Below are 24876 nucleotides of genomic sequence, written 5' to 3' on the forward strand. Positions count from 1 at the left end.
CCGAGATGATTGCATTTACTGCGGCGGAGATCGCCGACATCACCCATGGCCGCTTGACCGGAGATCCGGGCATCGTGCCCTCCTCTGTGGTCACTGACTCACGGGAGGCCACGCCCGGCTCGCTCTATGTGGCAAAGCCCGGCGAGCACGCCGACGGCCACAGCTTCGTCGACGCCGCTTTCGCCCGTGGTGCCGTCCTGACCCTGGCCGAACGCGAAGTGGCCGACTCCGACGGCAACCCATATCCCGCCGTCGTGGTGGACGACGCCGTCCTGGCCATGGGCGCCCTGGCCGCTGAAGCCGTGCGCCGTATCCGGGCTGAGCGTGAGCAGCGCGGCGAGAAGTTCACGGTGGTTGGCATTACCGGCTCTGCCGGGAAGACCACCACCAAGGACCTCCTGGCCGGAGTTTTGTCCACGGCCGGGGCCACAGTGGCTCCGCAGGGCTCCTACAACGGCGAGGTCGGCGTCCCGCTGACAGTTTTCGCAGCTGACGCAGGGACCCGCTTCCTGGTCATCGAAATGGGTGCCACGGGCCTGGGGCACATCAAGTACCTGGCCGGCATGGTCAAACCCGACATCGGGGTGGTCCTGATGGTTGGTACGGCGCACGCCGGCGAGTTCGGTGGCGTGGAGAACATCGCCAAAACCAAGGGTGAACTGGTCGAAGCCCTCAGCGAAAACGGCACCGCTGTGCTCAATCTTGACGATGGCCGCGTGGCTGCCATGCGCTCACGGACCAAGGCGAAGGTGCTGGGATTCTCCGCCCAGCCGGCAACCAGCGAAGAGGTCGAGGCCCGCAACGTGGTGGTGGACGCTGACGGTTACCCCGGCTTTGATCTCGTACTTCCCGACGGCGGCCCGTCCGTACATGTTCACAGCCGCCTTATCGGCGCCCACCATGTGACGAACTTGCTTGCCGCCGCTGCCGCGGCGTTCGCCGCCGGCATTCCCGCCGTCGACATCGCATCGTCCTTGAGTTCGCAGCAGGCCGCGAGCAGGTGGCGGATGGAACGCACGGAACGCGAAGATGGCGTCACCATCATCAACGACGCCTACAACGCCAACCCTGAATCCATGCGCGCAGCACTGCGCACCCTGGCAGACATCGGGCAAGGCCGGAGGACCTGGGCTGTCCTGGGAGCCATGCTTGAGCTGGGGGAGGACTCCATCCGCGAGCACACGGCGGTGGGCACACAGGTAGTGCGGCTGAACATCTCCCGCCTGGTGGTTGTTGGACGCGAAGCACGCGCCCTCTATGTTTCAGCAATCCAGGAAGGCTCCTGGGGCGATGAGTGCTCCTTCACCGAAACCGTGGAGGAAGCCTACGAGCTCCTGCAGAACGAACTCAGGCCGGGCGACCTCGTGTTGTTCAAGTCCTCCAATGGGGTTGGACTGAGGCACTTGGGTGATCGGATAGCATTACCTCCACGGGCCGAGCCCACCGGAGAAAGCGCGGCAGAAGCTGCCGCAAGCGAAGGGAACGAGCTGCTGTGATTGCACTTTTGATCGGCGCCGGCGTCGCCCTTCTGGTGGCCTTGATTGGCACACCCCTGTTCATCAGGTTCCTGGTAGCCAAGAGCTACGGGCAATTCATCCGGGATGACGGGCCCACCTCCCACCACACCAAGCGCGGCACCCCCACCATGGGTGGAACCGTCGTGGTGGCGGCAGTGCTCATCAGCTACTTCGTGACCCACCTGATCATGTGGATGATGAATCCACGTTCAGCCGGTCCCTCGGCGTCCGGGCTGCTGCTGTTGTTCCTCATGGTCGGCATGGGCTTTGTCGGGTTCCTCGATGACTACATCAAGATCTCCAACAAGCGCAGCCTGGGCCTTAATGCCCGCGCCAAGCTCATTCTCCAGGCGGCTGTCGGCATCATTTTCGCCGTGCTGGTCCTGCAGTTCCCGAACGAGGACGGACTCCGGCCCGCTTCGACGCAGATCTCGCTGGTGCGGGACATTCCCTGGCTGGACCTCGCGTTCGGCGGGACTGTCCTGGGTGCCATCTTGTTCATTGTGTGGTCCAACCTGATCATCACGGCGGCCACCAATGGCGTGAACCTTACTGATGGCCTGGACGGCCTGGCCGCCGGCGCCTCCATCATGGTCTTCGGCGCGTACACGATCATGGGCATTTGGCAGAACAACCAGGCCTGCGGGTCTCCCCGGGAATTCGGCAGCGGTTGTTACCAGGTACGTGACCCCATGGACCTCGCCCTGCTCGCCGCCATCCTCAGCGCCGCCCTCGTGGGATTCCTCTGGTGGAATACTTCACCTGCCAAGATCTTCATGGGGGACACCGGCTCGCTGGCCATCGGCGGAGCAGTGGCAGCCTTCGCCATCCTCTCCCGCACAGAGTTGCTCCTGGCCTTCATTGGCGGCCTGTTTGTCCTCATTACCCTCTCGGTCATCATCCAGGTCGGTTTCTTCAAGCTCTCCGGCGGCAAGCGGGTCTTCAAGATGGCCCCGCTCCAGCACCACTTCGAACTGAAGGGCTGGGCGGAAGTCACCGTGGTGGTGCGGTTCTGGATCCTCGCCGGGCTTTTCGTGGCCGCGGGCCTGGGAATCTTCTACGCTGAATGGGTGGTGCTGCTGTGAACGAAAGCCCCGAGACAAAGACTTCCACCTCCGACCGGCTCAAGGACCTCACCAGCTGGGATGCCGACTGGAGCGGGCTGCGGGTTGTCGTGACAGGCATCGGCCTGTCCGGCTTCTCTGCCGCCGACACACTGATCGAGCTTGGAGCCAAGGTGGTGGTGGTGGACGCCGCAACCACCGATAAAGCCAAGGCCCAGGCGGACACCCTTAAAATCGTGGGTGCCGTCGATGTCCTCCTCGGGGAGGACGCCGTCAACGCACTTCCCCTGATCGACGACGCTTTGCCTGACCTGGTGGTGACCTCGCCCGGCTGGCGCCCGGACCAAGCCCTGCTCGCGGCAGCCAAGCGTAAACACATCCCGGTATGGGGCGACGTCGAACTGGCCTGGCGCCTGCGCGTCCGTGAAGGACGCAAGACGACCGAGTGGCTGGCAATCACCGGAACCAACGGCAAAACCACCACAGTGGGAATGACCGAATCCATGCTGCAGGCCGCCGGCCTGAAGGCAATCGCCGTGGGTAACGTGGGAACACCGATCCTGGACGCGCTCCGGGACCCTGTTGACTACGATGTCTTTGCGGTGGAGCTGTCCAGCTTCCAGCTGCACTGGAGCCACTCCCTGTCACCGGTGGCAAGCGTATGCCTCAACGTCGCCGAGGACCACGTGGACTGGCATGGTTCCTATGCGTCCTATCTGGCCGACAAGGCCAAGGTGTATGAGAACACCCAAAAGGCCGCGATCTACAATGCCGAGCAGATCGAAACAGAACGCATGGTGGAGAATGCGGACGTCGTGGAGGGCTGCCGTGCCATCGGCTTCACCACCAACACTCCGGCCATCAGCATGGTGGGCGTGGTGGAAGGCCTCCTCGTGGACCGTGCCTTCATCGCCGAGCGCAAGGACTCCGCGGCAGAGCTCGCTGCCATGGCGGACCTTGGTCCCGTCGCCCCGCGCCACATGGTGGCCAATGCACTGGCAGCTGCAGCACTGGTCAGGGCCTACGGTGTTGAACCATCAGCTGTGAAGCAGGGCCTCGTGAACTACCTGCCCGGCGCCCACCGCATCCAGTTGGTGGCAAAGCACAACGACATCCTGTGGATCAACGACTCCAAGGCGACCAATCCGCACGCTGCCTCGGCGGCCCTTTCGGCCTTCCAGAACGTGGTCTGGATTGCCGGAGGCTTGTCCAAGGGCGTCAACTATGACGATCTGGTCAAGGAACACGCACCCCGGCTCAAGGCCGTGGTCCTCATCGGAACGGACACCGGCCAGCTTGAGGCCTCGCTCCAGCGACACGCGCCGGATGTCCCCGTGATATCCCAGCCCAAGGGTGACACTGAGAGTGTGCAGACCGCAGCCGGTAACGCAGCTTCGCCAATTTTCGGCGAGACCGTCATGGCCCAGGCTGTGGCGTCCGCGGCGGGCGTAGCCACCTCCGGTGATACCGTCCTCATGGCGCCGGCGGCTGCATCCATGGATCAGTTCTCTTCCTACGCTCACCGTGGCGACGCATTCGTCCAGGCAGTTCGCGAGCTTGTGGAAGGGCAGGCACAGACCACCGAGGAGTAACAATGGTCAGCACGCCCACCCGCACCCGCGGCAAAGAGCCAGGGGACGGGAAGAACAAGGCCACGCCCCCGGGCAGCAGGCAGCCCAAAGGACTCCGCCGGCACTGGCGCAGCTTCTGGGAAAGCCTTGAAGGCAAAAGCAAGGCTCCCAACAGCTCCACGTACTACCTCATTCTGGGCTGTGCCCTGGCGTTGACGGCCATTGGCATCATGATGGTGCTGTCCGCTTCCAGCGTCGAGGCCATTTCCGAAGGAAAGTCGCCCTACGCCGATGCCATGAAGCAAGCCGCGTTTGGCGTCGTCGGCCTTATCGCGATGTACATCATTTCGCGGACCAACGTTGACTGGATGAAGAAGTTGTCGTGGTGGGCCCTTGGCGCAGTCGTGGTGCTGCTCGCCCTGGTTCAGGTGATGGGCAACAGTGTCAACGGAAACAAGAACTGGATCGACATCGGTGGTGTCACGCTCCAGCCCTCCGAGATGTCCAAGCTTGTCCTGTGCGTGTGGATTGCCGCGGTTCTTGCACGGAAGCAGAAGCTCCTCAACCGCTGGATGCATGTCATTGTCCCGGTGGTCCCTGGAGCAGGCCTGGTCATCGGTTTGGTGATGCTTGGCAACGACCTCGGCACTGTCATTGTCATAGCGGCCATCGCAGCGGCAGGCCTCTACTTTGCCGGCGTCCCAGGAAAGATGCTGGGCATCGCGGGCGTCGTGGGCGTGGTCGGGGCCATTCTTGCCACAGTCAGCAGTTCCAACCGCATGTGCCGCATTACTTCCTGGCTGGGCACGGCTTCGGCGTCGTGCACCGAGCAGTTCGACTTCGATTTCCAGTCAACCAACGGCATGTACGGCCTGGCGCAGGGAAGCTGGACAGGCCTGGGTCTTGGCCAGAGCCGGCAGAAGTATAACTGGCTCCCCGAGGCCCACAACGACTTCATCTTCGCCATCATCGGTGAGGAACTGGGGTTGGTGGGAACCATCGTGGTCCTGGTGCTGTTCGCTATCCTGGGCATCGCGATTTTCCGGGTGGTGGTCCGCCAGACCGATCCCTTCCAGCGGACACTCGCCGGCGGGATCATGGTGTGGCTCCTGGGCCAGGCGAGCATGAACATGGCGGTGGTCACGCAGCTGCTTCCAGTGGTGGGAGTGCCGTTGCCCTTCATCTCTTACGGCGGTTCGGCACTGATCATGTCCTTGTGTGGTGTGGGCGTAGTGTTGTCTTTGGCCCGCGGCCAGCTGCCACCCCAGCAACGTCCACGATTCCTGCCGCGCCGTTCACCCAAACCCGCACGAAAGCGTACCTAGCACTTCATGACTTCTGATTCCCACGCGTCCAAGCCATTGTCGGTCGTCCTCGCAGGCGGCGGAACGGCCGGGCACATCAGCCCCTTGCTGGCCATCGCCGATGCCATCAAGGAAAAACGGCCGGATGCGTCCATCCTGACTGTAGGAACGCCGTCGGGAATGGAAACCAGGCTGATTCCGGCGGCCGGTTACCAACTGGCCACCATTGACCGTGTTCCCTTCCCGCGCCGGCCATCCGTTGACCTGCTCAAGCTTCCGGGCCGCCTCGCCGGAGCAGTCAAGCAGGCCAGGAGCATCCTCGAAGATGCGCAGGCCGACGTCCTGGTGGGGGTGGGTGGTTACGTGTGTACTCCCATGTATCTTGCAGCCCGTAGACTCGGCATTCCGATCGTCGTCCACGAGGCCAACATGAAGGCAGGGCTCGCCAACCGCGTGGGTGCCAGGTTCAGCCGCCACGTCGCCGTGGCGTTTGCAGGCACACACCTGAAGGGCGCGCGCCACGTGGGCATGCCGATGCGCCGCGCCATCTCCACACTCCAGCGGGGCTCGGCCGCTCCGGCTGCCAAGGCCCTGCTCGGCCTGGATCCCGACCGTCCGGCCGTAATCGTGACCGGCGGCTCGTCGGGCGCACTCAGCATCAACCGGGCCATCGCTGCCGCTTTGCCGGCCTTCGCCGCAGCCGGCATCCAGACCCTCCACATCACCGGGGTCGGCAAAGCTGTCAAGAACGACGACGGCGGCCCGCTGACCGGCGACGGCTATCGCCAGGTTGAGTACGTGGACGGGATGGAGAACGTCTACGCTGCCGCCGATGTGCTGCTGGCCCGCGCTGGAGCGGGAACTGTTAGCGAGGTCGCTGCGGTAGGCGTTCCCGCAGTCTTCGTGCCCCTGCCGATTGGAAACGGGGAGCAGGCCCTGAACGCAGCCCCGCTGGTGGAGGCCGGCGGGGCACTGCTCGTCGAGGACCAGAACCTTGGCCCGCAGTGGCTGGAGCAGGAGCTGATTCCCTTGCTCTCGGACCGTAGCAGGTTGAACGATATGGCCCGGAAGTCCGAAGCACTTGGTATTAGAAACGCCGATCAGCGCATGGCTGATCTTGTCCTGGAAGCGGTATCCGCATGACCACCAGCATCGCCCCCCTCGAGAACCTTGGCCGGGTCCACTTCATTGGTATCGGCGGTGTCGGCATGTCGGCCGTCGCACGGATCATGGTGGCCCGTGGGGTCCCGGTGAGCGGCAGCGACGCAAAGGACCTTCCGGTCATGCGGGACCTCGCAGCGGCCGGCGCACGCATCGCCGTCGGATACGACGCCGCCAATCTTGGCGATGCCCAGACGGTGGTTGCGGGCTCGGCCATCCGGGTTGACAATCCGGAACTGGTCGCGGCCCGCAGCGCAGGACTGCCAGTACTTCACCGTTCGGAAGGCCTGGCCGCGACCATGGCCGGTCACCGGGTGGTCACCGTCGCAGGCACGCACGGAAAGTCGACCACAACGTCCATGATTGCGGTGCTCCTGAAGGAGGCGGGCCTGGACCCGTCCTTCGCCATTGGGGCAAACGTTCCTTCGCTGGGCGTCAATGCGGCGCACGGTTCTTCGGACATCTTTGTGGCCGAGGCTGATGAATCCGATGGCTCGTTCCTGAACTACCAGCCGCTGATCTCGGTGGTGACAAACGTCGAAGCAGACCACTTGGACCACTACGGGACGCCTGAGGCGGTCTTTGCATCCTTCGATGCCTTCGCAGCCCTGCTGCCCGCAGATGGACTCCTGCTTGCGTGCGCCGACGACCCGGGTGCGCTGGCCCTCGCCCAGCGGACCGCGGCCGCGGGAACCACCCGTGTCCTCACCTATGGGGCATCGCAGGACGCCGACATTAAGCTCCATGACGGTGGACCGGGAGAGGTGTCGTTGGGAGTTGGCGACGACGTTCACCGCCTCGACCTCAAGGTACCGGGACGCCACAATGCGCTGAACGCGGCAGCGGCCTTCGCCGTCGCCCTTGAACTTGGGGTGGCTCCAGCTGCCGCCGCGGCAGCGTTGGGTCACTTCACGGGTGCCTCCCGGAGGTTCGAACTGAAGGGACAGGGGAGTGGAGTCCGGGTCTATGACGACTACGCCCACCATCCCACGGAGGTCCGTGCAGCCCTTTCAGCGGCACGTTCGGTCGCGGGGGAGCACAAGGTGCACGTTCTCTTCCAGCCGCACCTGTTCTCCCGGACCCGCGAATTCGCCAGTGAATTTGCTTCCGCGTTGGACGCCGCGGACACCGCCCTGGTCCTGGATATCTACCCGGCCCGCGAGGACCCCATTCCTGGTGTCACCAGCACGTTGATTACCGAGCAGTTGTCCACCGGGCGCCTTGTCGCGGCCGCTGAGGCTGTGGATGCCATCGTGGCGGTCACAGGCGAGGGTGATGTGGTCCTGACCGTTGGTGCCGGTGACGTCACAGCGTATGGGCCCATGATCGTGGAGGCGCTGGGTGGCTAGTACCCGGAAGCCGACGTTCAAGCCGACCGCCCCCACGGGCGGTGATGATGCCACCGGCCCTCCCAGGACGGGTGGCGGTGACTCCGGTGGCGTCATCAGTGCCCAGCGTGATCTTGAACCCGAGGCCGCATCGGGCGGCAAAGCAGTGGTCAAGTCCGCCGGCAAGTCTGCGAAATCATCCAATGCCAGGACCGCGGGGAAGGCGTCCAGGTCCTCCGGGCCATCCGGGGACAATGTCATTGCCTTTCCGGAGCCCAAGCGCCGGCGCCAACGCCGGGTTGTGTGGTGGACCGTTTCCGTAGTGACTGCCCTTGTTGCCGCGCTGATCGCCGGAGCCATCTTCTCCCCGGCGTTGGCAGTGCGGTCCATTACGGTTGACGGCACCACATTGCTGACGCCCGACGCCGTCCAAAAGGCGTTGTCACCCCTTGACGGGAAGCCTCTGCCGCAGGTCAGCGAGCAGGAGATCAACGAGCTCCTCAAGCCGCTGGTACAGGTCAGGTCAGCGACCATGGAGGCCCGTCCACCGTCCGGGCTCCTGGTTCACGTCAACGAGCGCGTCCCGGTGGCTCTGCTTAAGCAAGGCGATTCCTACATCATGGTTGATGTCGATGGAGTGCAGCTGGGGGCTACCAAGGACCTTTCGGCCGTGGCGCTCCCTTTGATCGACGCGGGCGCGGCGTCAACCAGCACGGAGCTGTTCAAGGCCATCGCTGCCGTTCTGGACACCTTGCCTGCGGACGTCCGGGCCAGGATGTCCACAGCGTCCGCTGCTTCGCCGGATGCGGTGGAACTCAAACTGGTGGACGGAAAGACGGTAGTGTGGGGCAATGCCGAGGACAGGGAGTTGAAGGCGAAGGCACTTGAGGCTTTGCTTAAGATGCCGGCCGATCCCAAGGTTCCCGTGAGCGTCTACGACGTCAGTGTGCCCCGGCATCCATTCACCAAATAACAAGCTTCGAAAGTGACACTGCGGGCGCCCGGTAGCCTTAATTCGCGACATTCAGACGACACGCGCAAGCGGTCATTGCATGTGCGAACCAGAGGAAATACCGTCGCAGTAGAGTTACTTGACATAACTATAACCTTCAACTAGAGGGTTAAGGTCCAAAGATTCACGTTGGACTCGATCAGTTTCGCTATAGGACACAAGCAAGGGGCACGAAACGTGGCAGCACCGCAGAATTACCTGGCCGTCATCAAGGTCGTCGGCATCGGCGGCGGTGGCGTGAACGCAGTCAACCGCATGATCGAGGTCGGCCTTCGGGGAGTCGAGTTCATCGCCATCAATACTGACGCGCAGGCGCTGCTCATGAGCGACGCCGACGTCAAGCTTGACGTCGGCCGCGAACTGACGCGCGGTCTCGGCGCCGGCGCCAACCCGGAGGTTGGCAAGCAGGCCGCAGAGGATCACGCTGACGAGATCGAAGAAGTTCTCCGTGGCGCCGACATGGTCTTCGTTACCGCTGGAGAAGGCGGTGGCACCGGCACCGGTGGCGCTCCCGTGGTTGCGCGCATTGCCCGCTCCCTCGGCGCGCTGACCATTGGTGTGGTGACCCGTCCGTTCACGTTCGAAGGCCGTCGTCGTGCAGGTTCCGCTGAGGCGGGCATCGACGCGCTCCGCGACGAAGTCGACACCCTGATCGTGATCCCCAACGACCGCCTCCTGTCCATCAGCGACCGCAACGTCTCCGTCCTGGACGCCTTCCGCTCTGCGGACCAGGTACTTCTTTCCGGTGTCCAGGGCATCACCGACCTCATCACCACTCCGGGCCTGATCAACTTGGACTTCGCCGACGTCAAGTCCGTCATGCAGGGTGCCGGCTCGGCCCTGATGGGTATCGGCTCCGCCCGCGGCGAGGACCGCGCTGTCAAGGCTGCCGAGCTTGCCATTGCCTCCCCGCTCCTGGAAGCCTCCATTGACGGTGCCCACGGCGTGCTGCTCTCCATTCAGGGTGGCTCCGACCTTGGCCTCTTCGAGATCAACGAGGCAGCCCGCCTTGTCCAGGAAGTCGCCCATCCCGAAGCCAACATCATTTTCGGTGCCGTCATCGACGACGCCCTTGGTGACGAGGCACGCGTTACGGTCATCGCCGCAGGGTTCGACGACGTCAAGGCCACCTCGCCGTCGATGGACCAGTCCCGTCCCGCCCAGAACCCTGTGCCGGCTGACCGGCCGGCAGCGCCGTCCGGTGCGCCGTCGAACGCTGCTCCGCAGCACGCCACGGCAGGCATCGGCGCCTCCGGCCTGAGCAACTGGGGCCAGCAGCGTCCTTCCGCCTTGCCCGCCGACTCAGGTTTCGACGTCGATCTGCCCGCAGTGGTTGAACCGGATCTTTCGGGCAGCCGCTCGGACGACCTCGACGTACCCGACTTCCTGAAGTAAGCCGCGTCCGGAAGAGTCAGTACTTGGTGTTTTTGTGGCGAGATGAAGTCCTGCCCGGCGTCTCCGTAGCCTTCACGGATACGGGCGCCGGGAACCTGGCCCTCCACGTGGGGGACAAACCCGACGATGTGAACCTCCGCCGTGTCCAGCTGGAAGAAGCAACAGGCCTGGGCTCCAGGAAGTTTCAATTCATGGACCAGGTGCATGGCAACCACGTCGAGTTCATCGCCTCCCACGGCACTGGCCCCACCGCCGATGCCATGGTCTCTGCCGCGGTCATCCCCAACGGTTCGCCCCAGCCGCTGGCGGTGATGGTGGCCGACTGCGTGCCTGTGGTCCTGGTAGGAACTGATTCCAGCGCTAATCCGGTTATCGCGGTTGCCCATGCCGGACGCCCGGGGGTGGCTTCGGGAATCGTTGCCTCCACGGTTGCCGGGATGCGTGACCGTGGCGCCTTGGACATCCGTGCCTGGGTTGGCCCCTCCATTTGCGGAGCATGCTACGAAGTTCCAGAGCAGTTGCGTTCCGAGGTTGCCGCCGCCGTGCCGGCCACCTGGTCTTCCACGTCCTGGGGCACGCCCTCGGTGGATCTGCCGGCAGGTGTCCGCGCCCAGTTGGACGCGGCGGGTGTGGCGGTGGAATACCTGGGGGAGTGCACCTTGGAGAGCGATGCGCTGTTTTCCTACCGGCGGGATCAGCGGACCGGCCGCTTCGCAGGATTGGTATGGACGCATGACTGACACAAGCAACGAAGGCGGCCTCCTTGACGGTAACACCGGGGACGGTGACGCCCGCTCCGTGCAACTGGCGGAGCGGCTTGCCGTCGTTACACGCCGGATTCAGGCAGCCACTGCGGCCGCCGGCCGGACAGAAGCTCCCCGACTGATAGTAGTCACCAAGTTCCATCCCGCCGACGACGTCCGCCGGCTCTCCGCCTTGGGAATCACCGATGTCGGCGAGAACCGTGACCAGGAAGCTGCGGCGAAAGCTGCCGAACTTTCCGGGCTGGACCTTCGGTGGCACTTCATCGGTCAACTGCAGAGCAACAAGGCAAAGTCCGTGGCCAAGTACGCGTCATCCGTCCAGTCGATCGACAGGCTCCAAGTGGTTGATGCTTTGGCCAAAGCCATCGCACGGGAGCAGGGGGCCAACGGCCGGAGCGACCTCGACTGCTTCATCCAGGTCAGTCTGGACGACGACGCCGGTTCGCACCGCGGCGGTGCCGCGCCGGAAGTGGTGGGGGACCTTGCGGAACGGATTGACTCGGCCCCTGGATTGAGGTTGTCCGGCCTCATGGCGGTTGCGCCGCTGGGTGCCGATCCCGAGGAGTCGTTCGCCAGGTTGGCCGGCATTTCCACTGAACTGCGTGCTGACCACCCTGCTGCAACGGGCATTTCCGCCGGCATGAGCCAGGACCTGGAGGCCGCCGTGAAGTTCGGGGCGACACACCTGAGAATTGGCTCCGATATTCTCGGTTCCCGTCCGGCCGTGGGGTAGCGTCAAAGTATTGGAATGACGGGCCGGGGTTCCAATATGTCAAGGCATGGCGGCCCGCCTACTGCAGAAACGATAGGAGTGCACCATGGCTGGCGCTCTGCGCAAGACAATGATCTATCTTGGGCTCGCCGACGGCGATGAACACTACGAATCTGAGCAGTCCGTCGCCGCGCACCACGACGAAGAACGCCCCCAGGCACAGGAACGGGAAGAGCGACGCGCGCCAGCTCCCGTCCGGGAAGTTGTCCGTGAAATGCCCCCAGTTGAGGTCGAAGAGGAATACCGCGCACCCGTGACACCCATTAAGCGTGCGGCGTCCAGCCGCGAAGATGCCTCGGGCTTGAGGCAGATCACTACCGTACATCCCCGCTCCTACAACGATGCCAAGGTCATCGGTGAGAGCTTCAGGGACGGCATCCCCGTCATCATGAATGTCACTGACATGGGTGAAGCCGATGCTAAGCGCCTGGTGGACTTCTCCGCCGGATTGGTCTTTGGCCTGCATGGCAGCATCGAGCGTGTTACCAACAAGGTCTTCCTGCTGTCGCCGTCGTATGTTGAAGTCATCGGAGATGACAAGAAGGCCAGCGAAACGCAGGCCAGCTTCTTCAACCAGAGCTGACAACAAACTGTTAAGCAGATGCCAGGCGGGTCACCCTGCCTGGCATCTGTGTTGCAATAGTAGGGACCGATCGGCATTCCGGAACAAGTGGGAGATCTGAGCTAACTCGTGGGCATTGTTTTCGGCCTTATCTATATTGTGCTGTTCCTGTTCTTCATCGCCCTGATCATCCGCCTCGTGTTCGAGTGGGTTCAGATGTTTGCCCGCCAGTGGCGGCCGCGGGGTGTGGCATTGGTAACAGCGCACGTGGTGTACTCCGTCACGGACCCGCCCCTGGCAAGGCTCCGTCGGCTGATACCGCCACTCCAACTGGGCGGAATATCCTTGGATTTGGGCTTCCTGATCCTGATAATCGCCGTGAGTATCGCCATGGCCATAACCAACAACCTGGCGTAGCCGCCCGCGGAACCAGGGCCACCGATGGTCCACAGGCCGCAAATTCGCCAATTCAACACGATGGTGTTGAATTGGAGGAAACAGATGATATTTAGGTACCGTAGTTTTGAACGGCCGGAAGGCCTACTGACTAACTAGACCAACGAGGTGACCAGATGGCTTTGACGCCAGAAGACGTTGTCAACAAGCGCTTTCAGCCGACCAAGTTCCGCGAAGGCTACGACCAGGACGAGGTAGATGACTTCCTCGACGAGATCGTGGTGGAACTGCGCCGCTTGAACCAGGAGAATGACGAGCTTCGCAAGAAGCTCGGCGAAGCTGGTTCGGCTGTGCCTGCTGCAACCGCTGCGGCTCCGGTCGTCGAAAAGGTTCCGGCTCCCGTGAAGGTCGACAAGGAAGCTGAGGCAAAGGCAGAGGCCGAAGCCAAGGCTGCCGATGCTGCCAAGAAGAAGGAAGCTGAGCAGGCCGCCGCCGCGGCAAAGGCCCCGGCTGCAAGCAACAGCGTGACTCCCTCCGCTGAATCCGCTGCCGGCCTGCTTGCCATGGCGCAGCAGATGCACGACAAGCACGTTGCCGATGGCGCGCAGCAGAAGGAAAAGATCATTGCCGAGGCTCAGATCGAGGCTTCCAGCCTCGTCAACGACGCCCAGGAGAAGTCCCGCAAGATCCTTGGCGCACTCGAGCAGCAGCGTTCGGTCCTGGAGCGCAAGGTTGAGCAGCTCCGTGGCTTCGAGCGGGACTACCGTTCACGCCTGAAGGCCTACATCGAAGGCCAGCTGCGCGATCTGGATGCCCGTGGTTCCGTTGCGGCCCCTGAGGTCGGCGAAGCAACCGCAGACGTTTAGCAAGTATTCTGAAAGCCGGTGGCTGAGGACTCCTCGGCCACCGGCCTTTGCTTGTTAAAGCCCAAAGCGGACAGTCGCCCCAAGAAACAGCCCGCCACGCCTCCCGAATGAAAGCACTATGACAGACGACCTTAGCGATGACGCTTCGCAGCCTGCGTCCACCGCGCGGCGGAAGTGGCGTCCGGCCATGCTCTGGCTCTTTGCCGGCTTCGCCGCCTTCGCGTACACGTTTGACCAGCTCACCAAGCTCTGGGTGACCAGCACCATGACCGAGGGCGAGCGTATCCCGGTCCTGCCCCCGCTGCTGCACTGGTACTACATCAGGAATTCCGGCGCCGCGTTTTCAATCGGCGAGAATGTAACGTGGATTTTCACCATCGTCATGGCAGCTGTCTCAGTGGCGATTCTCTTCCAACTTCGTCGGTTGGGATCCGCCTGGTGGGCGCTCTCCCTGGGCCTGCTTCTGGGCGGTGCCCTCGGCAACCTGACCGACCGTTTGTTCCGGGAACCCTCTTTTGCCATGGGCCACGTTGTCGACTTCATCCAGTTGCCGAATTTCGCCATCTTCAACATCGCTGACTCCGCTGTGGTATCCGGCGTCGTCATCATCTGCCTGCTCACCCTGCGGGGGATCGGTTTGGACGGCAGCCGCCACGTATCCTCCACGAAGCCTGCCTCGGACAGGAAGCCGGCCAGCGGGAGTAGCCCAGGTGAGTGACTCCGTCGTTGTACCTGACGATCTGGCGGGGCTCCGTGCAGACGCCGGCTTGGCCCGGTTGCTGGACATCTCCAGGTCTGCCGCGGCACTGCTGATAGCTGAAGGCAATGTCACCAGTGACGGTGCAGCCCTCGGTAAGTCGGCAAAGCTTACTGCAGGCGCCGTGTTGGAGATTACGGTTCCCGAGCGTCGTGACCCCCTGGAAGTGGTGGAGGAAGTTGTGGAAGGCCTGAAGATCCTGCTGGACGACGAGGACTTTGTTGTCATCGACAAACCGGTAGGAGTTGCAGCGCATCCCTCTCCCGGCTGGGTCGGGCCGACGGTGGTAGGCGGACTCGCGGGGGCGGGCTACCGTATCTCGACGTCCGGAGCGCCTGAGCGTGCCGGTATCGTTCACAGGCTGGACGTCGGGACGTCCGGTGTCATGGTGGTGGCGAAGACCGAGCATGCCTACACCGTGCTGAAGAGAGCCTTCAAGGAACGCACCGTCGACAAGGTCTATCACGCCGTCGTCCAAGGCTTGCCCGACCCCTTGGTCGGCACCATTGATGCGCCCATAGGCCGCCACCCCGGCCATGACTGGCGTTTCGCGGTCATCGAGGACGGGCGGCCGTCCGTCACGCACTACGAGGTTCTGGAGGCCTTCGGCAAGGCGACCTTGGTAGAAGTGCACCTGGAGACGGGACGGACCCACCAGATCCGGGTTCACTTCTCCGCTTTGCGCCACCCGTGTGCCGGAGATCTCACTTACGGGGCCGACCCCCGTCTGGCCGCGACTCTTGGATTGACCCGGCAATGGCTGCACGCCCGCCAGCTTGGCTTCACGCACCCTCGCACGGGCGAATGGGTGGAGGTTGTCAGCGGTTATCCTGCGGACCTCCAGTATGCCCTGGACCTTCTGGCAACAGGTTCTGCTTAGCCAAAATCTGCCGTGCCAGGTATGCGGTGGTTCCGTTTTGCGTCGGTCGCGGGACGGTAGACTGTCGTGGTGACTTCCAGCAATGATTCGTTCGTCCACCTTCATACCCACACCGAATACTCCATGCTGGATGGAGCGGCCCGCCTGGGGGAGCTGTTCGACGAAACTGAGCGCCTGGGCATGCCGGCCCTGGCCACCACGGACCATGGTTACCTCTTCGGCGCCTTCGACTTCTGGCGCAAGGCCACGGACAAGGGCATCAAGCCGATCATCGGCGTCGAAGCTTATGTGACTCCCGGGACGGCGCGCGGCGATAAAGAACGCGTTAGGTGGGGCGACGAAAGCCAGCGCAAGGATGACGTCTCCGGTGGCGGTTCCTACACGCACATGACGTTGCTGAGCTACAACAACGTGGGTATGAGGAACCTGTTCCGCGCCTCATCCATTGCCTCCCTGGATTCTGTCTTCGGCAAGTGGCCGCGCCTGGACCGGGAACTGCTCAATACCTACTCAGAAGGCCTCATCGCAACCACTGGTTGCCCGTCCGGTGAGGTGCAGACCAAACTGCGTCTGGGGCTCTACCGGGAGGCCGTGGAAGCGGCCGCCGAGTTCCGCGATATCTTCGGCGCGGAAAACTACTTCTGTGAGTTGATGGACCACGGCCTGGACATTGAAAGGCGCGTCACCGGCGACCTGCTCCGCCTGGCGAAGGATCTCAATCTCCCTCTGGTCGCCACCAACGACCTCCACTACACCCACGAACACGATGCCAAGGCGCACGAGGCCTTGCTGGCCATCCAGTCCGGTTCCACGCTGCTTGAGCCAACGTACGACAACGGCGGTTCGCGCTTCGCCTTCTCCGGAAGTGGCTACTACCTGAAATCTCCGCAGGAGATGCGGGAGTTGTTCCGGGACCACCCGGAGGCCTGCGACAACACGCTCCTGATCGCCGAGCGTTGCGAAGTGTCCTTCAACACGGGCGCCAACTACATGCCCCGTTTCCCTTGCCCGCCCGGAGAGGACGAAACCTCCTGGCTGGTCAAGGAGGTTGATGCGGGACTCAAATACCGGTACCCCAACGGAATCCCGGACAATGTACGCAAGCAGGCCGATTATGAGCTTGGCGTCATCACGTCCATGGGCTTCCCCGGATACTTCCTGGTGGTGGCTGACTTCATCAACTGGGCCAAGAACAACGGCATCCGCGTCGGCCCTGGCCGCGGTTCCGGTGCAGGCTCCATGGTGGCCTACGCCATGCGCATCACCGACCTCGACCCGCTCCAACACGGCCTGATCTTCGAACGCTTCCTTAACCCCGACCGTGTTTCCATGCCCGACTTTGACGTCGACTTCGATGATCGTCGCCGTTCGGAAGTGATCGACTACGTCACCAAGAAATACGGCGACGAACGCGTAGCGATGATCGTGACGTATGGAACCATCAAGACCAAGCAGGCGCTCAAAGATTCCTCCCGTGTGCTTGGCTACCCGTTCAGCATGGGTGAGACGCTGACCAAGGCTCTTCCGCCGGCCGTCATGGCCAAGGACATCCCCCTCGCGGATATCCAGAATCCCGAGGCCAAGCGCTACAGCGAGGCTGGGGACTTCCGACAGCTCATCGCCACGGACCCTGAAGCCGCCAAGGTCTTCGAGACGGCACTGGGCATCGAGGGCCTGAAACGCCAATGGGGTGTTCACGCAGCCGGTGTAATCATGTCCTCGGATCCCATCATCGACGTCATTCCGATCATGCGCCGGTTCCAGGACGGCCAGGTCATCACCCAGTTCGATTACCCCACGTCCGAAGGCCTCGGCCTGATCAAGATGGACTTTTTGGGCCTGCGAAACCTCACGATCATTTCGGATGCCCTGGAAAACATCAAGATGAACCGGGGCGTCGAGCTCGACCTCGAAACCCTGGAGTTGGACGACGCAGCGTCCTATGAGCTTCTGGCCCGCGGCGACACCTTGGGCGTGTTCCAGCTCGACGGCGGCCCCATGCGGTCTCTGCTGAAGCTCATGAAGCCTGACAACTTTGAAGACATCTCCGCAGTCCTCGCTTTGTACCGGCCCGGACCCATGGGCGCCAACGCCCACACGGACTACGCCTTGCGCAAGAACGGGATCCAGGAGGTCATCCCGATCCACCCTGAGCTTGAGGAACCGCTCAAGGAGATCCTTGGCGGGACCTTCGGCCTGATCGTGTACCAAGAGCAGGTCATGGCCGTGGCGCAGAAGCTGGCAGGCTACTCGCTGGGCCAGGCAGACATCCTCCGGCGTGCCATGGGCAAGAAGAAGAAGTCGGAACTGGACAAACAGTTCGCCGGATTCTCCCAAGGCATGCAGGACAACGGCTACTCCATGGAGGCCGTCAAGACCCTGTGGGATATCCTCCTTCCGTTCTCCGACTACGCCTTCAACAAGGCGCACTCCGCCGCGTACGGGGTGATCTCTTACTGGACGGCCTACCTGAAGGCGCACTACGCGCCGGAATATATGGCCGCGCTCCTGACCTCGGTCGGCGATGACAAGGACAAGTCCGCGATCTACCTCAACGAGTGCCGCCGCATGGGCATCACCGTGCTGCCGCCGGACGTCAACGAATCGTCGTTGAACTTCACGCCGGTGGGCCAGGACATCCGCTTCGGCATGGGCGCCATTCGAAACGTCGGTGTCAACGTCGTCGACGCCATGGTCTCCACCCGGTCAACCGAGGGGAAGTACACGTCCTTCAAGGACTTCCTCCTCAAAGTCCCTGCCGTGGTCTGCAACAAGCGGACCATCGAATCCCTGATCAAGGCCGGCGCCTTCGATTCCCTCGGCCACCACCGCAGGGCCCTTGCGATGGTCCACGAAGAAGCCATTGATTCCGTCATCACCCTCAAGCGCAACGAGGCCATCGGCCAGTTCGATCTCTTCGCCGGGTTTGAAGACCAGGAACCGGAAGCTTCGCTCACCACGGAGATTCCCGACCTTCCCGAATGGGAAAAGAAGGACAAGCTCTCCTTCGAGCGGGACATGTTGGGCCTGTACGTTTCGGACCACCCCCTGCAGGGGCTGGAGGGTGTGCTGAGCCAGCACGCGGAACAGTCCATTGCGTCGATCATCGCCGAGGACGGACCGCACGACGGCGCCATCGTCACCATTGCGGGCATGATCACCTCCTTGAGCCGCAGGATCGCAAAGGCCAGCGGCAACGCCTATGCCCGGGCGGAGATCGAGGACCTTGGGGCTTCAATGGAGGTCATGTTCTTCGGCCAGGTCTACGGGCCCATCGCCTCCGTGCTGGCCGAAGACTTGATCGTGGTGGTCAAGGGCCGACTGCAGCGGCGGGACGATGGCGCAGTGACCCTGAACTGCATGGAACTCTCGGTTCCCGATCTGAGTGAAAGCGTCAACGGCCCCGTGGTCATCACCATCCCCACGTTCAAAGCCACTGAAGCAGTGGTCACGGACCTGCGGGATGTCCTCCGCACGCACCGGGGGAATTCAGAGGTCAGGCTGAAGCTGATGGGCGACACCAAGGTGGAGGTTATGGGATTGCCTGTGCACCTTCGGGTGAACCCCAGCCCTTCTCTCTTTGGAGACCTCAAGGTCCTGCTTGGGCCGGCCTGCCTGGACAACTGACGGCGGGACAGCCGGCCCCGATGGATCAGATTTCGTAGTCCAGCGGAGCCGGCTGGCTGTAGGCACCGCTGTGGTACAGCAGCGGTGCTCCGTCCCCGCCGACCTGCCCGTCGACGACCTCCACAACAACTACTGCATTGTTCTCGAAGGACAGGCGCATCTGGATCTTGCCGACCAGCCATCCGCTGACGTCCTTGAGGATCGGTACGTCGTGCGGACCTGGTTCCCAGTGATCGCCTTCGAACCGGTCGCGGGTGCGGGCGAACCTGTTGGCCAATGCCTGGTTTTCGAGTCCGAGCATGTGGACGCCGATGTATTCCGCGTTAGCCACCGCCGGCCAGGAACTGGAACTTCTGGCCATGTTGAAGGTGAATCGGGGTGGCTCGGCGGATAATGACGCCACCGACGTGGCAGTAAATCCGAACGGTTTGCCGTTGAGATTGGCCGTGATGATGGCAACTCCGGCGGCGTGCCTGCGGAACATTTCCCTGAAAGTCTGTTCAAAACCGGATGGTTCGCTTGCCACGGTGGTGTTCTCCTGGGGTGGGCTCGTACTCTTCTCCCAGAGTATTCCTCCCGGGCGCCGGTTCCCTCTTTTTGCCGGGCCAGCGTAAACCTTTGTTAATCTGGGTTGCATGACCGAGCCCCTCGTGAACCTTCCGACTGTTTCCCAACCGGCTCCGGCCCCCGGATCCCGTGGGGGAAGGGACATTCTGTGGCTGGCTCTGCCTGCGGTTGCCGGAATTGTCGTCGGCCTGTTGTGGTGGCTGATGGCTCCGGGCGGTCTTAATCTCATTTCCGGAAATCCCGATTTGTCGAACCCTGACAACCCCGGTTCGTGGCTGCCGCGCGATCTGGTCCTGGCGGCCCTGATGCTGGTGGCCGGGTGCGTGGTGGGGCTCCTGCTCGACGGAAAGCTCGAAGGAGCGGCCGCGCGGCGCCGGTTGGTGTACGCACTGCTGGGAGGTGTGGCGGGTGCGCTCACCGCATGGCTTACCGGCCTGCTCGTGGCGCAGCTGTGGGGTCCTCCGCCCAACCCGAACCTTGGCCCGGGGTACGGCTTTACCCTCCGGTCCTATGCCGTGCTGTTGCTGTGGACCGGTGCGACGTCCTTTGTCACCTTCGTCCTGTCACTGTTCGGGGTTCTTTCCAAGAAGCCCGTAAAATAGCCGGGTGACCACTTCCTCCGATACTTCCGCCCCAGCCGCCCTTAACTTCCGGAGCATTGACTTCCGGGGCCGTCGCCTGTCCCTGGCGGAGCTCCGTGCAGCTGTTCCCAGGGCGCGCCATCAGACCATGGCGGACGCGGAACAGAAGGTCCAGGACATTATTTCCGCTGTCCGCAGCCGCGGCTTCAGCGCACTGACGGAGTTGGCCAGTACGTTCGACGGTGTGGAACAGTCCCACCCCCGGGTGTCTCCGGAAGCGCTGGACGGGGCTCTGGCCGGGCTTGATCCAGATGTACGGGCAGCCCTGGAAGAGTCGATCAGCCGGGCACGGCAGTTCGCCGACCGCCAACGCCCCGCCAACGTGGACGTATCCCTCGGGGACGGCGCCGTTGTGAGCCAGAACTGGATCCCTGTAGGCCGGGTGGGTCTCTACGTGCCCGGCGGCCTCGCTCCCTTGGCCTCCTCTGTCATCATGAACGTCGTTCCCGCGGTGGCTGCCGGCGTCGAATCCATCGCCCTGGCGTCACCGCCGCAGAAGGACTTTGGCGGACTTCCGCATCCCACGATCCTCGCGGCCGCCAAGCTTCTGGGCATTGACGAGGTATATGCGATTGGGGGTGCCCAGGCCATCGTGTCGTTTGCCTACGGCATCCCGGGTTCCGGGGACGAACTGCCCATCGAGCCCGTCGACGTCGTCACTGGCCCGGGCAACATCTTTGTGGCCACGGCAAAGCGCCTGGTCAAGGGTGTGGTGGGCATCGACTCGGAGGCGGGTACCACGGAGATCGCCATCCTCGCCGACTCTACCGCGCAGCCCTCACTGGTGGCGGCGGACCTGATCAGCCAGGCCGAGCACGATCCCAAAGCAGCTTCAGTCCTTGTGACTGATTCCGCGGAGCTGGCTGACGCCGTCGTCGGTGAACTTGAACGGCAAGCCCTCAAGACCAAGCACAGCGCCCGTGTTCTTGAGGCCTTGTCCGGCCCGCAGTCGGGCGTGGTTTTGGTGGATGATCTGGAGCAGGGAATCGCGGTGTGCAACGCCTATGCCGCGGAGCACCTGGAAATCATGACGGCGGACGCTGCCGTGGTCGCTGGCCGTATCCACAATGCCGGAGCCATCTTCGTCGGGGATTACAGCCCGGTCAGCCTGGGCGATTACTGCGCCGGATCAAACCACGTCCTGCCCACCAGTGGCACGGCGGCGTTCTCTTCCGGGCTGAACGTGACCACTTTCCTGCGCGCGGTGCAGGTCATCAACTACAACCGCGAGGCCCTGGAACAGGTCAGTGGCCACATCGTCAGCTTGTCCGGGGCGGAGGACCTTCCAGGCCACGGAGATGCCGTGCGGATCCGCTTTCAGTAGCGGCGCAACCACTACATGTAAGGGTGGCCACCACAACATGTAGTAATTACAAGCTTGTCATTATCGTGGGTACCTACGTAAACTGGTGCCGGAAGTGAATCTTCCGGCACCTTTTTGCGTATCCGGCGACTTGCCGGTCGGCCCACGTGCCGGAGTTGTCAGGGGAGGCCCAGCGTGTATTGTCCGTTCTGCCGGAATCCTGATTCCCGCGTCGTCGACAGCCGAATGGCGGACGATGGCTCTTCCATTCGCCGCCGCAGGCAGTGCCCCGAGTGCGGCCGCCGTTTCACGACCGTGGAAACAACCAGCCTTTCCGTCATCAAACGCTCAGGCGTCGGCGAGCCGTTCAGCCGCATCAAGGTCATCAGCGGCGTCCGCAAGGCCTGCCAGGGGCGCCCGGTCACCGAGGACGATCTCGCCATGCTTGCGCAGGAAGTTGAAGAGAACATCCGTTCCTCCGGCGCCGCCGAGATCGATGCCCATGAGGTGGGGCTCGCCATTCTTGGTCCGCTCCGCAAACTCGACGAAGTGGCCTACCTCCGCTTCGCCAGCGTCTACCAGGCCTTTGAATCGTTGGAAGACTTCGAGTCCGCTATTTCCTTGCTCCGCCACGAGCATGAGGGGCAGGCCAAAGCCGGGAGCAAGCAACCCAAGGGCACCGAGGCCAGCCAACTCTAGCTCCGGTGGCGGCCGCGGAGGGGAAGCCGCAGCCGCCACCGGCACCACGTCCCGCTCGGATCAGCGTCCGCCGGAGACCGGGAGCACGGCCCCGGTGATGTAGCCGGCGTCAGTGGACATCAGCCACATCACAGCTGCCGCCACCTCTTCAGGCTCGGCCCCGCGGCCCATGGGAATAGTCGGGTTGAGTCTCTCCACCCGATCAGGCATTCCCGCCGCCGCGTGCAGCCCGGTATTCGTGCTTCCGGGCGCCACGGCGTTGACTCTGATGCCCTGCTTGGCAACCTCCGCAGCCAGTCCCACGGTCAAGACATCCACGGCGCCCTTCGTGGCTGCATAGTGGACCCAGGTTCCCGGCGAACCGGCCTTGGTGGCGGTGGACGAGATGTTGACGATCGACCCGCCGCTGCCGCCTGAGTCCACCGAGAGCCTCCGGACGGCTTCCTGGCACACATAGATCATGCCGGCCACGTTAACGTCGCATACACGCTGGACTGTTTCCACGGGCACATCCACCAAAGGGCCAATCAGGTTGCCCGTGATGGCCGCATTGTTGATAATGGCCCTTACGGTTCCCCGCCTGCCCGCTTCGTCAAACAAACGTTCGACGTCGGCTGGACGGCTGACGTCAGCCTCAACAGCGTGTGCCCTGCCGCCTTCGTTGCGGATGCTTCGGACTACAGCTTTGGCGCCTGCGGCATCCGAGGAGTAATTGACGACAACCTCGTATCCGGCCAGGGCCGCTGACCGGGCAACGGCAGCACCGATCCCGCGGCTTGCCCCGGTGACGATTGCGATGCCCGTCTGGGTGGTCGGGTCCCCGTCCATGGACAGGCTACTTGGCGAGCTTGTGGTGCAGGGCAACCTCGAGGGCTGCGCCAACGATGCCTGCGTCGTTCTTCAATTTCGCCGTCACGATCTTGGTGCGGAGGTCAAGGTGTGGGAAGTACTCGTCCGAACGCTTGGAGATGCCGCCGCCCACAATGAAAAGTTCGGGGGAGAAGAGGAACTCCACGTGCTGGAGGTAGCGGTTGAGCAGCACGCCGTACTCGTCCCAGCTGAGGCCGTCGCGTTCGCGGGCGACGGCGGATGCCTTCGTCTCGGCGTCGTGTCCGTCCACCTCCAGGTGGCCGAGCTCGGCATTGGGGACCAACTGGCCATTGAAGATGAAAGCCGATCCGATGCCGGTTCCGAGGGTAATTACCAGGACCGTTCCGTCGACACCTTCGCCCGCGCCGTAGCGTGCTTCGGCGAGGCCAGCGGCGTCGGCGTCGTTGATGACCTCAACGGGGCGGCCCAGGCGGTGGGTGAACTTCTTGTCGATGTCTGTCTCGAGCCAGGACTTGTCCACATTGGCCGCTGAATGGACCACGCCGTGCTGGATGATGCCGGGAAAAGTCACGCCGACGGGGGAATCGGCTGCCGGCGCGTCGGGGCGCTTGGACAGTTCCTCAACGATCTCGGCAACGACATCGGCCACGGCCTCGGGCGTAGCCGGCTGCGGGGTGGGAACCCGGAAGCGGTCACCAATCAGCTTGCCCTTCTTCAGGTCGACGATGCCGCCCTTGATTCCGGTACCACCGATGTCGATACCGATCAGCGGCGCGTTCTTGTGGGTTTTCTCATCCTTCTTGGACAATGCATTTCCGATCATGGCAGGAGGGGATGGGCAAGGCGCAGCCAGCCGGGCTGCGTGGACCTTCCGGAGAGCTTAGGGAAGGGTCAGGATTTCCGCGCCGGTCTCGGTGACCAGCAGCGTGTGCTCGAATTGGGCCGTTCGTTTGTGGTCGCGGGTGACGACTGTCCAGTCGTCAGCCCACATGTCCCATTCGATGGTGCCGAGGGTGAGCATGGGTTCGATGGTGAAGACCATGCCCGCCTCTATCACGGTGTTGTATGCCGGGGCTGCGTCGTAATGCGGAATGATGAGGCCGGTATGGAAGGCCTCGCCCACGCCGTGGCCAGTGAAGTCCCGCACCACGCCATAGCCGAAGCGCTTGGCGTAGGACTGGATCGCCCGACCGATTACGTTGATTTCGCGGCCAGGAGCCACGGCCTTGATGGCCCGGTTGAGCGACTCCTGCGTACGCTCAACCAGCAAACGGGACTCTTCGTCCACGTCGCCAACCAGGAAAGTGTAGTTGGTGTCCCCATGGACACCACCAATGAACGCGGTGATGTCGATGTTCAGGATGTCCCCGTCCTGGACCACGGTGGAGTCGGGGATGCCGTGGCAGATGACCTCGTTGAGGGAAGAACAGAGGGACTTGGGGAATCCCCGGTAACCCAAGGTGGACGGGTAGGCCTGGTGATCGAGGAGAAACTCGTGGCCGACCTTGTCCAGTTGATCGGTGGTGACACCTGGCTGAATGTGTTTGCCTACCTCGACGATCGCTTGTGCGGCGATCTTGCTGGCCCGCCGGATCTTCTCCACGGTCTCTGGCGACTTGACCTCTGATCCAGTGAACTTCGCCGGTGCCTTCTTCCCGACGTACTCGGGCCGTGGAATCGACGCGGGGACGGAGCGTTCAGGGCTGATGGTTCCCGGGGTGAGGGCGCCAATGGGTGCAGTCGAAGCAAGAGAAGGCATAGATTGATCATATAAGGCACGCAAGAGACGTAAGTAACAAATAAGCGGCAAGGTCCCTGTGACCGCGCCAACGTTACGCGTTGGGCGGCCCCGGCCAGGA

At 63.1% G+C, this 24876-nt stretch carries 23 protein-coding genes; 19 read left to right on the top strand and 4 right to left on the bottom strand.

Annotated features, from left to right (window positions below; genetic code table 11):
* Positions 1 to 5: 5 nt before the first annotated feature.
* The 16 genes from murF (at position 6) to dnaE (ending at position 18976) form a co-directional block, all read left to right on the top strand.
* Entirely contained in the window at positions 6 to 1496 is a 1491-nt protein-coding gene (gene murF / locus ACFVSI_RS00070) for a UDP-N-acetylmuramoyl-tripeptide--D-alanyl-D-alanine ligase (protein ID WP_387818951.1), read from the top strand.
* Complete coding sequence (mraY, locus tag ACFVSI_RS00075) at positions 1493 to 2602, top strand: phospho-N-acetylmuramoyl-pentapeptide-transferase (RefSeq protein ID WP_144662576.1); 1110 nt, start codon at positions 1493 to 1495, stop codon at positions 2600 to 2602. The genes murF and mraY overlap by 4 nt, the downstream gene beginning before the upstream one ends.
* On the top strand, positions 2584 to 4173 hold the full coding sequence (murD, locus tag ACFVSI_RS00080) for a UDP-N-acetylmuramoyl-L-alanine--D-glutamate ligase (RefSeq protein WP_387818952.1): 1590 nt from the start codon (positions 2584 to 2586) through the stop codon (positions 4171 to 4173). The genes mraY and murD overlap by 19 nt, the downstream gene beginning before the upstream one ends.
* Positions 4174 to 4175: 2 nt before the next feature.
* Positions 4176 to 5477 (top strand): putative lipid II flippase FtsW, encoded by a 1302-nt coding sequence (ftsW, locus tag ACFVSI_RS00085; protein WP_387818953.1) that lies wholly within the window; start codon positions 4176 to 4178, stop codon positions 5475 to 5477.
* 6 nt (positions 5478 to 5483) lie between these two features.
* Entirely contained in the window at positions 5484 to 6599 is a 1116-nt protein-coding gene (gene murG / locus ACFVSI_RS00090; RefSeq protein ID WP_387818954.1) for an undecaprenyldiphospho-muramoylpentapeptide beta-N-acetylglucosaminyltransferase, read from the top strand.
* The gene (gene murC, locus ACFVSI_RS00095; protein WP_387818955.1) at positions 6596 to 7966 is read left to right on the top strand and encodes a UDP-N-acetylmuramate--L-alanine ligase; all 1371 of its coding nucleotides are present in this window, start codon (positions 6596 to 6598) and stop codon (positions 7964 to 7966) included. The genes murG and murC overlap by 4 nt, the downstream gene beginning before the upstream one ends.
* Positions 7959 to 8918, top strand: a complete 960-nt coding sequence (locus ACFVSI_RS00100) for an FtsQ-type POTRA domain-containing protein (RefSeq protein ID WP_387818956.1) — start codon at positions 7959 to 7961, stop codon at positions 8916 to 8918. Before murC ends, ACFVSI_RS00100 begins: the two co-directional genes overlap by 8 nt.
* A gap of 216 nt (positions 8919 to 9134) precedes the next feature.
* On the top strand, positions 9135 to 10352 hold the full coding sequence (ftsZ, locus tag ACFVSI_RS00105) for a cell division protein FtsZ (RefSeq protein ID WP_387818957.1): 1218 nt from the start codon (positions 9135 to 9137) through the stop codon (positions 10350 to 10352).
* 26 nt (positions 10353 to 10378) lie between these two features.
* Positions 10379 to 11092 carry a polyphenol oxidase family protein gene (locus ACFVSI_RS00110; RefSeq protein WP_387818958.1) on the top strand — a complete coding sequence of 238 codons (714 nt, stop codon included), beginning with the start codon at positions 10379 to 10381 and terminating at the stop codon, positions 11090 to 11092.
* Positions 11085 to 11849, top strand: a complete 765-nt coding sequence (locus ACFVSI_RS00115; RefSeq protein ID WP_387818959.1) for a YggS family pyridoxal phosphate-dependent enzyme — start codon at positions 11085 to 11087, stop codon at positions 11847 to 11849. The genes ACFVSI_RS00110 and ACFVSI_RS00115 overlap by 8 nt, the downstream gene beginning before the upstream one ends.
* Before the next feature lie 85 nt (positions 11850 to 11934).
* The gene (locus ACFVSI_RS00120; protein WP_144662567.1) at positions 11935 to 12471 is read left to right on the top strand and encodes a cell division protein SepF; all 537 of its coding nucleotides are present in this window, start codon (positions 11935 to 11937) and stop codon (positions 12469 to 12471) included.
* 108 nt (positions 12472 to 12579) lie between these two features.
* Positions 12580 to 12867 (top strand): YggT family protein, encoded by a 288-nt coding sequence (locus ACFVSI_RS00125; protein ID WP_144662566.1) that lies wholly within the window; start codon positions 12580 to 12582, stop codon positions 12865 to 12867.
* Between the two features lie 155 nt (positions 12868 to 13022).
* Positions 13023 to 13712 (top strand): DivIVA domain-containing protein, encoded by a 690-nt coding sequence (locus tag ACFVSI_RS00130; protein ID WP_387818960.1) that lies wholly within the window; start codon positions 13023 to 13025, stop codon positions 13710 to 13712.
* A 118-nt stretch (positions 13713 to 13830) separates the two neighbouring features.
* Complete coding sequence (gene lspA / locus ACFVSI_RS00135; RefSeq protein ID WP_387818961.1) at positions 13831 to 14430, top strand: signal peptidase II; 600 nt, start codon at positions 13831 to 13833, stop codon at positions 14428 to 14430.
* Positions 14423 to 15349 (top strand): RluA family pseudouridine synthase, encoded by a 927-nt coding sequence (locus ACFVSI_RS00140; protein WP_387818962.1) that lies wholly within the window; start codon positions 14423 to 14425, stop codon positions 15347 to 15349. Before lspA ends, ACFVSI_RS00140 begins: the two co-directional genes overlap by 8 nt.
* Positions 15350 to 15418: 69 nt before the next feature.
* Positions 15419 to 18976, top strand: a complete 3558-nt coding sequence (gene dnaE / locus ACFVSI_RS00145; RefSeq protein ID WP_387818963.1) for a DNA polymerase III subunit alpha — start codon at positions 15419 to 15421, stop codon at positions 18974 to 18976.
* Between the two features lie 25 nt (positions 18977 to 19001).
* On the opposite strand, the gene ACFVSI_RS00150 is transcribed toward dnaE, so the two are convergent.
* On the bottom strand, positions 19002 to 19502 hold the full coding sequence (locus ACFVSI_RS00150) for a flavin reductase family protein (RefSeq protein WP_306844882.1): 501 nt from the start codon (positions 19500 to 19502) through the stop codon (positions 19002 to 19004).
* Between the two features lie 109 nt (positions 19503 to 19611).
* On the opposite strand from ACFVSI_RS00150, the gene ACFVSI_RS00155 reads away from it, so the two are divergent.
* The 3 genes from ACFVSI_RS00155 (at position 19612) to nrdR (ending at position 22186) form a co-directional block, all read left to right on the top strand.
* Positions 19612 to 20145, top strand: a complete 534-nt coding sequence (locus ACFVSI_RS00155; protein ID WP_387818964.1) for a hypothetical protein — start codon at positions 19612 to 19614, stop codon at positions 20143 to 20145.
* Positions 20146 to 20149: 4 nt separating this feature from the next.
* Positions 20150 to 21508: a histidinol dehydrogenase gene (gene hisD, locus ACFVSI_RS00160; protein ID WP_387818965.1), complete on the top strand. Its 1359-nt coding sequence runs from the start codon at positions 20150 to 20152 to the stop codon at positions 21506 to 21508.
* Positions 21509 to 21682: 174 nt separating this feature from the next.
* Positions 21683 to 22186 (top strand): transcriptional regulator NrdR, encoded by a 504-nt coding sequence (nrdR, locus tag ACFVSI_RS00165; protein ID WP_262278181.1) that lies wholly within the window; start codon positions 21683 to 21685, stop codon positions 22184 to 22186.
* Positions 22187 to 22246: 60 nt separating this feature from the next.
* Here the strand turns inward: nrdR and ACFVSI_RS00170 are convergent, their stop codons facing one another.
* From ACFVSI_RS00170 to map, 3 genes are all read right to left on the bottom strand, one after another.
* Positions 22247 to 23014, bottom strand: coding sequence for an SDR family oxidoreductase (locus tag ACFVSI_RS00170; protein ID WP_387818966.1), 768 nt, complete (start codon positions 23012 to 23014; stop codon positions 22247 to 22249).
* Positions 23015 to 23021: 7 nt separating this feature from the next.
* A complete protein-coding gene (gene ppgK / locus ACFVSI_RS00175; RefSeq protein WP_144662628.1) occupies positions 23022 to 23825 on the bottom strand; it encodes a polyphosphate--glucose phosphotransferase in 804 nt (267 codons plus the stop codon).
* Positions 23826 to 23897: 72 nt separating this feature from the next.
* Positions 23898 to 24776 carry a type I methionyl aminopeptidase gene (gene map, locus ACFVSI_RS00180; protein ID WP_387818967.1) on the bottom strand — a complete coding sequence of 293 codons (879 nt, stop codon included), beginning with the start codon at positions 24774 to 24776 and terminating at the stop codon, positions 23898 to 23900.
* Between the last annotated feature and the right edge of the window lie 100 nt (positions 24777 to 24876).

It is taken from the genome of Paenarthrobacter sp. NPDC057981 (assembly GCF_042886835.1).
Taxonomy (GTDB): domain Bacteria; phylum Actinomycetota; class Actinomycetes; order Actinomycetales; family Micrococcaceae; genus Arthrobacter.

Excerpts from the sequence above, each read along its gene's own strand:
- murD (WP_387818952.1), top strand. The coding sequence starts at position 2,584 with ATGGGTGGTGCTGCTGTGAACGAAAGCCCCGAGACAAAGACTTCCACC.
- murG (WP_387818954.1), top strand. The coding sequence starts at position 5,484 with ATGACTTCTGATTCCCACGCGTCCAAGCCATTGTCGGTCGTCCTCGCA.
- ACFVSI_RS00120 (WP_144662567.1), top strand. The coding sequence starts at position 11,935 with ATGGCTGGCGCTCTGCGCAAGACAATGATCTATCTTGGGCTCGCCGAC.
- ACFVSI_RS00170 (WP_387818966.1), bottom strand. The coding sequence starts at position 23,014 with ATGGACGGGGACCCGACCACCCAGACGGGCATCGCAATCGTCACCGGG.
- murF (WP_387818951.1), top strand. The coding sequence starts at position 6 with ATGATTGCATTTACTGCGGCGGAGATCGCCGACATCACCCATGGCCGC.
- lspA (WP_387818961.1), top strand. The coding sequence starts at position 13,831 with ATGACAGACGACCTTAGCGATGACGCTTCGCAGCCTGCGTCCACCGCG.
- map (WP_387818967.1), bottom strand. The coding sequence starts at position 24,776 with ATGCCTTCTCTTGCTTCGACTGCACCCATTGGCGCCCTCACCCCGGGA.
- murC (WP_387818955.1), top strand. The coding sequence starts at position 6,596 with ATGACCACCAGCATCGCCCCCCTCGAGAACCTTGGCCGGGTCCACTTC.
- ACFVSI_RS00155 (WP_387818964.1), top strand. The coding sequence starts at position 19,612 with ATGACCGAGCCCCTCGTGAACCTTCCGACTGTTTCCCAACCGGCTCCG.
- ftsW (WP_387818953.1), top strand. The coding sequence starts at position 4,176 with ATGGTCAGCACGCCCACCCGCACCCGCGGCAAAGAGCCAGGGGACGGG.
- ACFVSI_RS00130 (WP_387818960.1), top strand. The coding sequence starts at position 13,023 with ATGGCTTTGACGCCAGAAGACGTTGTCAACAAGCGCTTTCAGCCGACC.
- ACFVSI_RS00115 (WP_387818959.1), top strand. The coding sequence starts at position 11,085 with ATGACTGACACAAGCAACGAAGGCGGCCTCCTTGACGGTAACACCGGG.